The 15,545-nt window shown below is 73.9% G+C and carries 1 protein-coding gene; it reads right to left on the reverse strand.

The window, feature by feature from the left end:
- Nucleotides 1-16: 16 nt before the first annotated feature.
- A complete protein-coding gene (locus OG900_12040) occupies nucleotides 17-15,460 on the reverse strand; it encodes a hypothetical protein (GenBank protein ID WUH90753.1) in 15,444 nt (5,147 codons plus the stop codon).
- Nucleotides 15,461-15,545 lie beyond the last annotated feature (85 nt).

Genomic DNA, 15,545 nt, shown 5'->3' on the forward strand with positions numbered 1-15,545 from the left:
CCGGGGAGGACGGCCGTCACACGACGTGTTTCAGGTCCGCCCCCAAGGTGAGCTCGCAGAAGCGGGACGCGTCGTCGCCGGCGTCGAGCAACCGCTGCGGCGCATTGATCAGCCGGGCGCGCGGGTCGAGATCGATGGACACGGCCTTCGACGGCGCGGAGTCCTGAGTGGAGTCCCGCGCCGAGTCCCGCGTGGAGTCCTGAGTGGAGTCCCGCTGCGAAGCCTGCTCGGGGGACCGCGGGGCCCGCGTCAGCCCGGCCGTCCCGTGGTCGAGCCAGCGGATCGTGCCGCCGACGTTCATGGCCCACAGCGGCTCGCCCGGCACAGCGCCCATCACCAGCGACCGGGCGCCGGGACCGGCCTCCAGCAGCAGGCGCTCCAGCCGCGCCACGGCGTCGTCCACCGGCTCGCCCCACACGCGCTTGGCGAGCCCGACGCGCTCCCGGTAGCGGAGTCGACCCGCCGGTGCGGAATCCGCCACGAGCTCGGGCACCGCCTCCGGCACGGAGCCCAGGGTCGCGGCGGGCGTCTCCCGCGTCCCGGCCACCCCCCGGTACACGTCGGCCCGCGACCCGGCCTGCTCCGCCAGGTCCCGCACGGCACGCCTGCGGAACTCGTTCCTCGTGGTGGTCACGTAGGCGCGTGCCCGGTCCGCCAAGCGGTCGAGAGCGTCGGCCCGCCGCACGTGGTCGTGCTCGGCGATCCGCTGGTAGTCGCCCAGCAACCGGTCGAGGTCCGCCACCCGTGAGAGCGACCGCAGGTCGGACGCCCCGGGGTCGGTGCTGTGCTCGCGGAACCGGGCCGGGTCGAGCAGGTCCGCCGGCAGGACCTCGGAGGGGCTCGCCTCCTCAGCCGTGACCGTCCCGGTCCGCGTTCCCGCGCCTGCCACCCTCCCTTCCCCGGCGCGGAGTTCGGCCCCGCCCGGCACCACGGCCTCCTCCTCGACCGGCGGGAGGTCCCGCTGCCCGCCCGTCAGGAACCTCGCGCGACCGCTCAGGGCCGGGGGCTTCGGAAGCGCTCCCGTCCGCGTGAGCGGCGTGGGCGGTGGGGGAAGGACGGCGCCCTGCCGCGGGCGGGCGGCCAGGTAGGCGTCCCCGCGGCGGTAGACGACCGCCTGGGGGAGGGGGCCGGCGGTCTCGGCGTCCGCCCCGGTGTAGTAGCGGTAGGAGCCGTCCTCATCGACGACGGTCAGGTCCACGCGCAGGGCCCGCGCCGTCAGACCGGCGGCCAGTCGCTCCGTCTCCGCGTCCCAGCGTCGCGACGTCCGCAGGTTCAGCCTGACGAGACTCCGCCGCTGCTCCGCGGTGAGACGGGTGCGCAGCGCTTCGGGCAGCCGCCCGCCGTCCGCCGTGATCCGGTCGTGCAGGGCGGCGTCGTCGCGGAACCCCTGCCCGAGCCGGGTGTCCAGCTCGCGGGTGTGGAAGACCGCTCGCGGATCGAGCAGGACACCGGCCGGCAGGTCCGGGCTGTGGGCGACCCGCGCCGCCAGGCCGGCCGGGTCGCCGGCACGGCCGTCGCCGGCGTGCTGGACGGCCGCGTAGAAGCCGTTCCCGTCGACGTCGGGCCGGTGCAGGTCCAGGACCCACTCGCGCCCGTCCGGGTCGGTGGCGGTCAGGGTGCGGTGGTCCGCGGCGGCGTCGAAGTGCCGGAGGTCCTGGTCGGGGCCGCCCTCGTACTGCCACGGCGGCCGGGCGAACGCCGGACTCACGTCCGGGCCCTGCTGCCCGACCGTCCGCAGCGCGGCCCCGGTCTTCTTGACCTCGGGCGTCGTCGACTCCTGCTTCTTGACCTCGGGCTTCGTCGACCCCTGCTTCTTGACCTCGGGCTTCGTCGACCCCTGCTTCTTGACCTCGGGCTTCGTCGACTCGGCCTTCGGGGCCTTCGGCGGCGCGAAGGTCACCCTGTCCGGCCGGGGCGTGAGCCGGCTGCCGGCGGGGACGGCCTGGTGCTGGTACCAGGCGGTCAGCCGGTCGGCGCCCTCACGCACACGTGCGAGCTCGTCGGCGAGCGCCTCCGCGTAGTCCTGGTGGGCCCGCAGTTCGGTGCGGAATTCCGCCAGCCGCGCCTGCGCGCCGTCCCGCACGGCGCGGGCGGCGTCGAGCCGGTCCTGGAACCGCCGCGCCTGCGCCAGCCGCGTCCGCGCGGCCTCGATCCGCTCGGCCTGGACCTCCTCCCAGCCTCCGTGATCGGCTTCCGCGGACCCGGCCTCCTGTTCGAGGGCGGTGAGCGCCTCCTGGGCCGCCCGCAGGTCGGGGCCGGGCGCGGTGGTCAGGGCGGTCAGGTCGGATTCGGCCGCGGCCAGGGCGGCTTCCCGCTTCGCCCCGTCACCGCGGCGCAGATCCCAGTACTTCTTGTCGGCGCCGGTCCACTCCTTGTCCGCCTTGGTGACCGCGTCCCAGGACTCGGCCACGTCCGCGGGGAAGTTGGCGTCGTCGATGAGGTCCAGCCGGCGGGCCACGTCCTCGCGCACCCAGGCCAGCACGGTCGTCTCGGTCTCCCACGCCTGCGGTCCGCGCCGCGGATCGCCGAAGGGGCTCCGGAAGAAGGCGACCGCGGTGTCCGCTCCCTTGTGGCGGTGGACGTGGGCCACGCTCAGCCAGGTCGTGGGGATGGCGAACAGGAACGACCGTCCCGCGTTGGGTTTGACGTTCACCGAGCCGAGCTGCTCGGCGGCGCTGCCCGAGATCACGAAGTCCGTCTCGTGACCGGCGGACGCGCTGCCGAACTGGTTCGTACCGGTCACCGTGGACGTGGTCGGTCCGCCGTGCAGCGAGTTCTCCGACGCGCCGACACGGGACGCGGAAGAGCTGCTGCCTCGCGCGTCCCGCCGGGGCGCCTCGAACTTCATCCCGTCGGCGACGGCCAGCAGTTGCGCTCCGGCCAGATCGGGCCGGGAGTGGAGGGCGAGAGTCCCGTCGGCCGCGCCGAAGAAGCCGCGTTCGGTCAGCCCGACCACCTGGTAGCCGTCCGGCGTCAGGGTCTGCTCGTAGAAGGCCGCCAGCGCGCTGTTGGAGGTGCCGTCCTCCAGGCTCTGCGCGGCGCCGGTGCCGGAGCGGGTCAGCGGTGTGTTCCTGACCTCCGCCAGCAGGTCCTCGTCGGCGGCGTCCCCCTCGCGCGCCGACAGGGACGAGCCGTACGCGGTGCCCAGAGCCACGGTGTTCGCGGTGTGGAGCCGGTCGAGCCCGACGACGCTGCGGACGGTGAAGCCCTCGGCGGGCAGCTCGAACGGCTCGACTCCCCCGCGGGCGGCCCAGGACGCGACGTCGTACCGGCCGCCTGCCCCCACCGACCGCGGTACGGGGACCCGCCGGGGCGCGGTGCTCCGCGTGAGCAGCTGCGTCGCCGGCAGGTCGAGCCGGCCCTGCTGATCCGACGGGCCGGGGCGCATCAGGCTGAGCGGGTAGTGCTCGATGAGCCGGCCCGCGTTCCGCCGGACGTCGATCGAGTGCTGCCGCCGCCCGGTCCACTTGCGCGTCCACAGGCCCGCCTGCCCCGTCAGGCGGTCCACGACGGTGCGCGGGCCGGCCGGGACCGGATCGGCGGGCCTGGTGTCGGTGATCTCCAACGCCAGCCGGAGCTCGTACTCCGTGGCGTACTCGCCGTGCGCCTGCGTGGTGGTCGCCGTCGAGATCCGGACGCTGCCCTCGGACCGGGTCTGCGCCGTCGACTGCACCGACGAACCCGCCTGGGTGTACGTCGGTCCCGCGGACCTTGCCACCGGGTCGTGGGTGTGCGCGCCTTCGGACGTCTGGAATCCCAGAGCCGCGCCCGTGGCCCGGGTGCCGCTGTCCTGGACGGTCTCCGCCGCCTGCCGGTGCTCCTCCAGCTCGACGCTGTGGCCCAGTCCCCGGAAGTTCGCGCCGGAGTCCCGCACGGGGACCAGTTCGGCCCGGAGCTTCACCTGGCGGTGCCCGAGCCACAGCTGGGCGGACTGCGAGCCCCAGCGCCCGACGCGCGCCGGGACCGAGGCTCCCGTACTCGCCATCTCCTTGGCGATGGCGCGCACGACACGATCCGACACCAGCCGGTGGAGCTGCTCACGGTCCTCCTGCGAGAGCCCCAGCGGGCGGAGCCTCTCCTCGAACTCCCGCAGCGCGTCCGCCGTGTTGAGCGAGTTGACCGGCCAGCTGCCGAACGGCTGCTCCCGCAGCCAGGGCAGCGGCGACCAGGTGCGCCCGTCGTACAGCGGCACCTCGCCGAAGGAGTCCGCCAGCAGGCCGAGCCGGTGGGCGCTCTTCTCCGGAACGTGGCCCACCCAGCCGTCGGGGAGCAGGACCGTGCGCCCTGACGCGGCGGCCATCCATCGGGGAGCGTGACTCCAGCCGTGCGCCCACGCGCCGGCCCGTTCCGAGGCGACGGCGACCTCGTGGCGCACGGGTGCGGTCACCAGGACCTGGCGGCCGGTGTCCTTGCGGTTGATCTCCGCGACGGCCGTCCGCAGGACCGTCCGCGAGCGCGTGACGTCGCGGCGGTACGGGCTGGCCACCAGGGCGTAGGTGCCGGTGACCCCCTGCCCCACGGGGTGGGACCTCTGGTACCCCAGCTGACCGCCGAAGAACAGCGTGTACGTCCTGGTGTTGCGGCCGGCGGACGGCGTGACACCGCCGACGGTGGTCTCGGTGTCCACCTTCACCGCCTTGGTCAGGGCGGTCATGCCGGCCGGGATGCCGGTCCGGTGGACGAGCACCGCGGACCGGTTGAGATACGGCGCCGTGGACCACAGTCCCGGCGCCCGCCAGCCCGTCGCCGCCGAGGTCTGGTCGAAGTTGGCGGTCAGGTGCCCGGGATCGAAGATGCGCATCGCCGCGTCGTGCGCCGGGGCGCCCGTCTGCGTCAGCAGCCACGAGGAGCCCGACGCCTCGTCCAACGTCGCCTTCACCGCGCCGGTCAGCTGCCGGTCGGATCGCACGGAGACCGTCAGGTGGGGGTGCTCCGCGAGCGGGGAGGGTGCCCTGCCCGCGGCATCCGCCAGCGACTCCCCCGTCCCCAGCGCCAGATGCCGGGCGTCCCGGTCGGTCATGGCCTCCGTCCGCGCCGGCTGCGCGGGCGTGGCCACGGTGCCGGCGGGCGTGTGCTCGACCGGGATGCTCAGCACCACCCGGCCCAGACCCGCCGCGTTCCGCTGGGTGGCGGGGTCCGGGTGGGCGAGCAGTGTGGACTCCTGCTCGGGGAACACGAACGGCTGGGTGCCCAGCAGCGGCAGGAAGGGCAGGCCGCGCATCCAGCGGCGGAAGCGCCAGAAGCCGCCGCGCCTGGCTTCGAGGCTGACGGTGTAGCTGTACAGGTGCGAGCCGCCGTTGCCGATCGACAGGGCCTCGTGCGTGGCGACCGAGCCGTAGCCGCTCTCCGTCGCCGTGCGCCGGCCGACCCTGCCGCCCAGGGACACGGTTCCGGCCTGCACCGGCCTGCCGATGTCGTCCCTCGCCGCGTCACGCACCGACACCAGGCCCTCGACACCGACCTGCACGGCGGTGGCGCCGCCCTGCTGTCCCGTCAGGTTCTCGCTGCCCGGCGCGCTGTACCGCAGCCGCAGGTCCTCCTGCGTGCCCTCGTAGCGCCGCCCGGTCAGCCTGGCGTCCACCCACACGTAGCGGTGCCCGCGCGACAGGCCCGTCGACTCGGTCAGCCCGATCCGCATGCCCGTGGTCATCATCGTCCCCAGGCTCGACGCCATGCTCTGGTACGACAGCGAGTTGAGCACTTCCAGCGTGTTGGACAGCACGGTCTCGAAGTGACCGGTGCCGCGCCACCGGGAGTTCTTCGGGTCGAGCTGGTCCAGCGGGGCGACGGTGTTCGGGTAGACCCGGTCGATCTGCCTCAGCACCTCGTCGGCGAAATGCTCGGGGAACGTCACCGGCCGGCCGCCGACGACCCGGGTGATGTTCCCGTCGGCGAAGGTGAACTCCTCCACCCGGCTCATCCCCAGCGTCGGCGGTTCGTCGGCGCTCAGGTACGGCGGCGCCGCCGGCTCCTGTGCCGGTGGCGTGTCGACGCCCGGCTCGCCGGCCAGGCGGCGGGCTTCGGTGCCGGTCAGGCGCTCCACGGCCCACGTCTGGAACGTCTCGGTGCGGGGGCCGGTCAGCGCGCCCCCGGCGGCGGGGGGCGCCGTGACGGTGACCGTCTTCTGCACCAGATACAGGCCGGTGAGGGCGCCCTTGGCCTGGGCGGCGGCCTTGACAGCCCCGGAACCGCCGAAGACCGTTCCGCGGGTACGGGTGGCGCCGTAGCGGGCGCTGAGCCCGGCCAGCAGGCGCAGGTCGAACGCGCCGTCCGCCAGGCCGAACAGGTGGAATCCGGGGCCGGCCGTCGCGCCGACCTCGGCGCTGGTGGAGCTGCTCATCGTCCGCTCGGTGCGGACGGTGGCCTGTGCGGTGTCACGCAGCTCCGCGGCCTTGGTCTCGTTGATCAGGACCGCGTCACCGGATTCGACCGTCACCGTGAACACCCCGAGCGGGTCGGTGCCGGACGGGCCGCCCGCCAACTGCGGGGTGAACACCCTCCCGGTGTTCAGCGTGCGGCTCATCCGGTGGAAGCCCTCAGTGGAGAAGAAGTCGCCGATCTGGGAGGCGGCCATGCTGTCCGCCGGCACCGCGGCCTGCCGGAGCACCCACTCCCGGATGTGGCTGACCGGCCCGTACGCCTCGGTGTTCACCATCCGGAAGTGCGCGTTGCGGCCCAGCGTCATCCGCTGCGGCAGCGCCTCCTGCAGCGGCTTCGACGAGGTCACGGAGTCGGCGAGCCGCACCGCGAGCCCGTCGCGCACCGCGAAGCCGAAGGCCACCGGCCGCCGGGCCGCGGCCCCCTCGGCGACTCTGCTCCCCGTGCTGTCGACGGGGTGGCCCGCGCGGTCCTTGACCGAGAACTCGTACCAGACGTCGTCGAGGTGCTCGTGCGAGTCGTCGGAGGTGCGGGTCTCGGTCTGGTTCATCACCTGGTTCTGCAGGGAATACCGCGCCTGCTTCCCGAAGGAGGCCTGCACAGAGAGCCGTCCGAACGGTGTGACGGCGTTGCTGACGGGCCCGAGGGGCACCGTGGAGCCCAGCGAGAAGGAGTCCCCGTTGACCTTGACCTGGCCGCTGGTCACCGCGGACCGCTGCATCGTGTCGATCTTGACCGGCTTGCCGTAGCCGAAGGTGAACCGCTGCCACCGCCCGTACGGGCGTGCGGTCGCCTCCAGCGTCCGCGACTTCCCGTCCGCCGCCTGGTAGACGAACGTCCTGCCGTCGCCGAAGAACCCCTGCGGGTCGTCGCTCAAGGCGCGGGTCACCTGCTCCAGCAGCCCGGGGCCGTCCCCTCGGGAGGGCACCGGCCGGGTGCTCGCCGACTGCCCCAGCCGGCTGCCGAGTTCCCGGACGACCTGGTCGGCGCCGTGCAGCGCGGGCTCGCTCTGGCCGAAGCTGAACGAACGGCGTGCGACGTCCTGCGGCAGTCCGGGTATCCGCGAGCCCACCCCGCCGGCCATGTAGAGGGGCAGCTGCGCCTCGTCGCTGAAGCGCACGGGCACGGCGGTCAGCGACGCCGGCGGCAGGTCGCGGTCGAGCCGCGCGGGCCGGCGCTCGCTGATGTCCTGGCCGATCGTGGCCAGCCGCGGGGTCCTGGCGACGGCCCGCTCGATCCGCGCGGACAGTTCGAGCGGCGGGAGCGAGGTCGACGCCTCGGGCACCGACGCCGGGAACGGGCGCCGCCGCCGCGTTCGGGTCGCCGTGGAGGACTCGCCGGGCTGGTGCGCTCCACCGATGTCGGCGGTGCGGCGCTGCCCGGCGAGGTGCTGGGCGATCGCGTCCTGCCGGCTCACGCTGCTGCCCCGGGTGAACGTCACCGCGCGGCTGTCGGCCAGTTCCTGGTAGGTCTCACGCACCCGCTCGGGCGACACGTGGTCCCGGCTCAAGGAGGTCAGCCGGGTGTTCACCGAACGGACGAAGAAGTCGTCCACCTCGTCGAGCCGCACCCCGTCGCCCAGGGTGTCGGCCAGCATGCGGGCCCGGTCCGGCAGCGGCAGCGCCCTGGCTGTCTCGTCCAGCGCGTCGTAGGCCTGCTGCACCCGCAGGTCGAAGAAGCCGTCCCGGCTGCCGGCCGGCAGGCGCTCGCCGACGAGCCGCCCCACCTGCTGCTGGTCGGTGCGCGGCAGCCGCTGCCAGGCGCTGCCGTCCTCAAGCGCCGCGGCCTCCTGCCGCAGGCCCCCCAGCCAGTCCTCCATACGCGGCTTGGCCAGGGCGTCCAGCAGATCCCGGACCGGCTGCATGAACTTCTCCGCCTGCAGGCGGTCCTTGGACGGCCAGCCCTGGATCGCCACTCCGAACCGCGCGGTCTCCCAGAAGGACAGGTGATCGCGCCGCCCCTGGAAAGTGTCGGGGAGCCTCCCCAGGCCGGCGAGGTCGGTGACCCGGCCGAGCTGCCCGATCTCGTCGGTGATCTCCTCGCGGACCCTTTCGACGATGCCGTGCAGATACTCCTGCGTACGGCCCGTGGGCTTGGCGTCCCGGATCCTGCGGATCGCCACGTTGACGGAGGAACCGTTCCTGCCCAGCTCCTCACGCGCCTTCACCGCGTACACCGCCGCCATCGTGCGCGGGTGCTGCGGGGCCGACTCGGCACGCAGCTGGTCGATCCAGTCCTTCGCCGGCCGGTTGACGAACTGGTCCACCATCTCCTCGGCCAGTCCGCGTCGCGCCGCCACGGCGTCTCTCGCCGCAGTCGTGCCGGCCGAGTGCGACGCGTCCGCGCCTGCCTGCGCGATCAGCGCCTCCAGGCTGCTCCCGAGGGCGGCACGTCCGGCCCTGAAGGTGTCGGCGAGCGAACGCAGCCCGTCGAGGTCGGCGACCCGCCCCAGCTGGTCGATCTCGCCGCCGATGTGCCGCTCGATCCGGTCGAACACGCCCCGCAGCCCCGCGGCGTCCCGCCCCGCCGGCGAGACCTCGCCGATCCGCCGCATGAACTGCGGCAGATCCCAGTCACGCAGCTCGCTGCGCGCCAGGTTCTGGTACGCCCGGACCACGTGCCCCAGCTCGCCGCCCCGCGTCATCACGGCCGGACGGCCGCGGACGGCCGCCAGCGTCACGGTCTTCTCCTCGGAGCCGGTGCGGTTCTCCTGGCTGACGAACTCCCACCCGTCCCTGCCGTACCACATCAGGTTGGCGACCTCGAACAGGCTGCCCTGCGGCACGGCACCGGCGTACTCGCCCGCGCCGAACCAGTCCACCGGCCGCTGTTCCCGCCGGAAGCCCACCGGGTGCGGCATGTTCGAGTCCGGCGACTGGTAGTGCCACACCGTGACCCGAGCCGGATCGGTGTGCGGGGTGACCGCGTACGCACACCCGTTCATCGTCGGCGTCACCACCAGACGGGGTTCGGACACCCCGGGGTGACGCGGCACCTCGGCATGCCCGACCCGCCGCGCGTAGTCGGCCGAGCCGCGCGTGAGATACGGGACGAACGCGGCATTGACGTACCCGCTCTCCGCCCGGACCTCGGGAAGGCGCGTCCCCTGCCCGATCCCGAAACGCTCGGCCCCGTAGCGCCGCACATACCACTCGGCCGCCGGCGCCAGTACGTACACCGGCTTCCCGGTCGTGTCCGCGCCCCGCCGCACCAGCACGAAGCGGTGCTCCGGCAGGCCCGGCATCACGTCGAGCGCCCTCATGAACCGGTCCCGGCCCAGCGCGTCGAGGCCGCTCGCGTGGAGCTCCAGGCCACCCTCCATGTCCATCGACAGCACGTTCCCCTGAAGGAACGTCCGGGGGTCCGAGACCAGCAGCGCCTCGGGCTCCTCGTGACCGGCCAGGGGAGCGGCCTGCGAAGTGTCGGAGGTACCGGTGGTGGCGTTCGCCTGGACGTCGGACGGCACGGACAGATCCGCCGCCCTCCCGCGCATGCCGGCGAAAGCGCCCGACCGTCCGCCCGCCGTGACGAGATCCCTGGCCGCCTGTTCCGCCGCCGCTGCCCCGCCCTCGCGCAAGGCCCTGGCGATGTGGCCCAGATCGTTCACACGCCGCTGCCGCTGCGCCACGGCCCTCGGGTCGTGACCGATGGCCTGCGCCGGGGGATCGGCGCGCTGGTGGATGTGGAAGGCCTCCGCGACCTCCTCGCGGGTCAGCCCGTGCAGCACCGGCTCGTCCCTGATGGCCTCGTCGACGGCCTCGTGGAAGGCCTGCTCCCGCGGGACGTCCTCCGCTTCCTCGTGGAAGGCGGCACCGCTGTCCGGCTCCTCGTGGAGCGGGGAGAGCTCCCGCCCCTTTCCCTTCGTACCGGTGCCGCGGTTCCGGTCCGCGAACAGATGCTCGGCGGAGGAGCCGTCCACGAACTCGCGGTGCGCCTCAAGCAGCGCGGGCCGCGACCGCACGATCTTCGTGGCGACGGCCTCCGCCTGCTCGGCCTGCCGCAGGGACGTGAACGGACTGCCGTACCGCTGCGTCAGATACGCGTGCGCCTGGCTGACGTCCTGGTACGTGAACGACAGACCGGTGGGGCGCAGCCAGCTGTTGACCCGGTGGGCCATCTCCAACTGCCACGCCACGCGGTCGGCGACGACGTCGGCCCGCAGGTCGAGGTCGACGTGCTGGAAGCCGTTCCCGAACTCCTGGGTCAACTGCTGCCGGACGTGGGCCACATGCTCGTCGCTGGCGTAACCGGCGGACTGCACGCGCGTGTTGACCGCGCTGAGCAGTGCCCGGTTGTCCATCACCCGGGCCGCCACCGCGCCGGCTCGCGTCTCCAGGCTCAGCTGCCGGAAGTCGTCCCCGAACGCCTCGCCCAGTTCCCGGTGGGCCGACTGGATCTCGGGGCCCCCGACGTACACGTTCGCGTGGTCCACCAGCAGGCGGTTGGCGGCGCTCGCCAGTTCGCCCGCGCTGCGGTTCAGGTGCGCGGCGACTGCCACGGCCCTCATGCCCTGCGGCAGCTGCGGGGTCTGCGCCAGGACCTCGTGGAGGGCGTCCTCGACCTCCTGGGGGGTCGCACGGTCATGGCCCCGCAGCCTCTGGTTGACCTCCTGGGCCAGGGTCGGCGTTTCCTGCCGGCCGCCGAGGGACGTCGATCCCCTGTGCTCCTGGGGCGCGCGGGTGACGGTGAGCTGCTCCTGGTGGGCGGCGGTCTCGCGGCTCGGCGTGACCGTCAGCTGCTCCTGGTGGCCGGCGGTGTCCCGGCTCGGCGTGACCGTGAGCTGCTCCTGCTCCCCCACGGTGTCCCGGCTCGGCGTGACCGTCAGCTGCTCCTGCTCCCCCACGGTGTCCCGGCTCGGCGTGACCGTCAGCTGCTCCTGGTGGCCGGCGGTGTCGCGGCTCGGCGTGACCGTCGGATGCTCCTGCTCCCCCACGGTGTCCCGGGGCACCGCCGTCGATCCGGCATCCTGCGTCGCGCCTTCCCCGTCCCGCACCGGCAGCGGCGGACCGGCGTCGTCCGGCTCCGGAGCGGGGGTGCGGGCGCCCCCGTCGTTCCGGCGGCCGAAGGCGTCACGCACCGCACTGCCCTTGTCACCGTGGACGACGGCGCCCGACGCGCCGGGGTCGTTGCCGCGGCCGCCGAAGTCGCCTTCGTGGAACCAGTTGTTCCGCAGGTCGTCGAGATTGGCCGTGAAGGAGTCGCCGTTGCGCGACTCGTGCGCCAGCCAGGTGTCCGTGCGGTGTCCCTCCGGCGCGAACAGCTCGTCGTACCTGGTCACGCGCTCTGTGCGGAAGTCGCTGCCCAGCCGGCCGAGGGTGTCGTCGTGGAGCTGGGAGGACTCGATGCTGTCGGGATGCCCCACAACGTGGTGGAAGGACCGCGCGGCGTCGGCCACCACGTCCTGGAGGTCGGCCTCGTGGCGGATGGTGTCGTCCAGGGTGGACCGTACGCGGTCGCGCAGGTCGGCCCACGGTCCCGCCGGACTGCTCCCCGGCTTCCCTGTGGTGTCCGACACCAGGTCGAAGTGGTGGCCGGCGGCGTCCCGCACGTTGTTCAGGTACTCCCCGAGCACCCGCTGCCGCCCGCCCTCGCCGAGCCGGTCAAGGGCGTCCGCGCCCAGGCCCGAGAGGACGTCGTCAGCGTGCGCGGTCTCCTCCGGCAGCCTGGACTCGACGTACCTCTCCCGCGCGATACGGCCGGGGACCTGGTCGACGGCACGAGTCGCGGCCATCTGCCACAGCTCTTCAGCTCCCGGGGTGCGGCCGTTGCGGAAGACGAGTTCGTGGTCGGTGCGCAGGTCGCGCAGGAATTCCTGGCGCACCCGGTTCAGGACGGATTCGCCGGCCGCGCCGGGGCCCTCGGAGTTGACCCGGAGGATGTCGTCGGCGACCTTCCCGCCCGTGACACGGATGTCGTGTTCCCTCTCCCCGATGTCCCGGATGCCGCCGAACACGCTGTCCTTGACCGCGTCGATGTGGCTCTGGGTGGCCTCGTCCGGCATGCCCGTCGCGCCCGGGTCGCGCATGAACCCGTCGAGGACCGTGTTCAGGTCCTCGGCTTTGCCGATGAAGAGGTGCTCGACCGGGTTGAAGTCGTGCGACCTGTCGCGGAAGTAGTCGACCGGCGATTCGGAGTCCGACGGGGAGACGAAGGTGAAGTCGTCGGGGCTCGAACCGTCGGCGCCATCCTTGAGCCTGGCGACGGGCCCGTTGTGGTCAGCGTCCTCCGGGTACCCGTACAGCTTCCCGTCGCTCTTCACGTAGGTGTTGAGCCGGGAGTCGAAGACGTAGCGGGAGGACAGCCCGTCGAACTGCGGCAGGTCCTCGCCGTAGCCGAAGCGGTTCGCCTTGTAGGCGGCGATCTGCTCCTTGAAGTGGCCGGCGAGGCGCTCGGCCTGGTCGGCGCGGACGAGGTATTTGTACGCGTTCGCCTTGGCGTCCGCGACGATGCGGTGGAAGGCGTCCGTCGTCACGTGCCCCGACCGGTCAACCTCGGCCCGGAATTCGCGGGTGATGTCCTGGCGCCAGTTGTGGCGGGCGTTCCTCACCGCCAACCCGTCCGCCGGCAGTTGCGACCCGTCCCCGATCGCCGTGAACGTGTCGTACCCCTGCTGCCACGCTTCGTCGAGCTCTCCCGCGCGGGTCTCCAGGCGTCCTTCCGCGTCGACGACCGGCAGGTGCCGCTCGGTCTGCTCGTGCTTGAAGGTGTTCCATTCCGAGTGCCTGGCGGCCTCCTCGGGAGTGGGCTGCCCGTGGCCGGGCGTGCCGCTCCCGCCGCCCGCGAGGTCGTCGCGGGCGTGCGGGCCGCCGGTGCCTGCCGCTCCCGCGTCGTGCGCGGGCGTGCCGCCGGGGCCGGAGGGGCCTTCGTGGCCGCTGCCGGGTCCGTGCACGGTCGTCCCCTCCACGGCGTCGGCACCGTGGCCCTGGCGGCCGGCGTCCGCGGGGGCGGCCTCGCCGGGCCGCACGCCGGGGCCGGAGCCGGCGTCGTGCTGCCTGACGACCGGGACGGCGGACGCGTGGGACGCGAGGGAGTTCGCGGCCAGGGCGACGCCGTCGACCGGCTCGGAGTGCGCCGAGGTCGCGGAGTGCGGCACGGGGTCGGCCGGCCTCGGGCGGTGGTCGTCCTGGGCGCCCGTGTCGTCCCGGCGAGCGGTGCCGCCGGGCGGCTTCTCGGCCGGTGCCACGTACGAGGGGTCGCCTGTGCCGCGGTTGCCGCCGGCGCCGGGGGCGAGATCATGCGGGCCGCGGGTCGTCACCGGGGTCGCCGTACGGCCGCCACCGGACACGTCCGGGCCGCCTTGCCGTGCCGGGCCGCCTGTACCGGCGTCGTGCACGAGGGTGCGCGCGTCGGCCGGCAACTGCTCGACGTTCGAACGTGTCCCGGCGCCGGCCGGCCCCGCGCTGCCGCGCCCCGCGTCGGAACCCGCCTCGTACGTGGCCTCGGGACCGTGGTCGGCCGCCGCCGTGGTGCGGCCGCCGCCGGCCGGGTGCGGGACGCCCCCACCGGAGTGCGGCGCGGCGCCGCCGGGCGGGACCACGTCCCGCACCCCGCCACCGCCGCCCGCCGGACCGGGCGCGAGCACGTCCCTCGGGCCGCCCTGCGTGGGCGCACCCTCACCGGGGACGTTCTCGCGGACGCCCCCACCGGAATGCGACGCGGCGCCGCCGGGCGGGACCACGTCCCGCACCCCGCCACCGCCGCCCGCCGGACCGGGCGCGAGCACGTCCCTCGGGCCGCCCTGCAAGGGCGCACCCTCACCGGGGACGTTCTCGCGGACGCCCCCACCGGAATGCGGCGCGGCGCCGCCGGGCGCGAGCACGTCCCGCACCCCGCCACCGCCCGCCAGACCGGGCGCGAGCACGTCCCGTACCCCGTCGCCGGTGGTGGCGTCCCTGCCCCCGGGAGGGTTGTCGCGCGGGGCGGAGGGTTTCACGGCCGCGTTACCGGGAGCGTCGACGGTGCTGCGCGGCGGCGCGTCGAGGTTCGCGTGCGGCGTCGAGGCCACCGGGGGCGCGTCGTCCCTGACGAGGTGCGGCGGCGTGCCGGCCCCGTGTGCGACCTCCCGGCCGGGGGTGGCCGGCGGGGTGAGGCCGGGCCCGGTGCCGGGCCGTGCCGTGCCGCCGGGGGCCCCTTCGGGGCCGCCGTGAAGGGTCCGCACGTCGCCCGGCAGCGGCACGTTCGCGCCCGCACTGCCGATTCCCGTCCGCGGTGAGCCGGTGACCGGGTCGGTGGCACCGGCGTGCAGCGGCAGCGCGTTGTTCGTCTCGATCACCGAGTTCGTGGGGAACGGCGCGAGGTGCGTGACGTTGGGGAGATCGACATGGACGGTGCCGCCCACATTCGGAAGGTCCGTGTGCACCGTGGTCGGTGTGGGGGTGTTGACGTCCGAGACGTGCGGCAGTCCCGCGCCGGAGCTGATGTGGGGGTTCGTGAGATGCGCCTCCACACCTCCCATCCCCGCGCCGGCCCACACGCCCAGACCGATGTTGAGGCCCTCGCCCTTCCAGTCGATGTCCAAAGGCCCGTGGGCGGCGGCGGACGCCATGATCTGGGAGACCACGTCGGTGCCCAGCGTCATCGCCGCGTTGATCGCCGCGTCGGCACTGAACGCGGCGACCCGCCCCAGCGCTCCGGCCGCACTGGCGATCCTGGAGATGCCGGCCACGACGCTCGCGACGATCTCGCCGACCGCCGTGGCCATCTCGCCCAGGATGCCGGCGACTCCGAACGAGGCGATCCCGAGGGCCGTACCGAAGATCGTCGCGAGGGCTTCGATCAGGTGGTTGCGCTCGATCTCCTTGATCGCCTTCTGCAACTCGTCCGCGTAGCTGAGGATCGCCCGGCCGATCTCGACCGCGACCGTGGCCGCCTGCCAGAGGGAGTTCCAGACGTTGAACGGTGCTTCCGCCTCGCCGTGCCCGTCCCAGACCAGCTGTGCCGCGCGGCCGGCCTTGCCGGTCCACCCGGCACCCATCGCCCCGACGGCGCCGTGCATCGTCGCGAGGTACTCAAGGAGCCTCTCGCCGGTGTTGATCCACTGGTTGCCGAGGTCGCGGATGGGGCCGACGTCGAACTTGGGCATGGGGTGTCCTCACAGGCGGGCGGTCCCTGCCGGGACGCCCGCCGGTCGATCGGTTCGGATGGCAGCAGCGGGTGGCGCTGTGCGA

It is taken from the genome of Streptomyces sp. NBC_00433 (assembly GCA_036015235.1).
In the GTDB taxonomy this organism is placed as follows: domain Bacteria; phylum Actinomycetota; class Actinomycetes; order Streptomycetales; family Streptomycetaceae; genus Actinacidiphila.

Excerpts from the sequence above, each read along its gene's own strand:
- OG900_12040 (WUH90753.1), bottom strand. The coding sequence starts at position 15,460 with ATGCCCAAGTTCGACGTCGGCCCCATCCGCGACCTCGGCAACCAGTGG.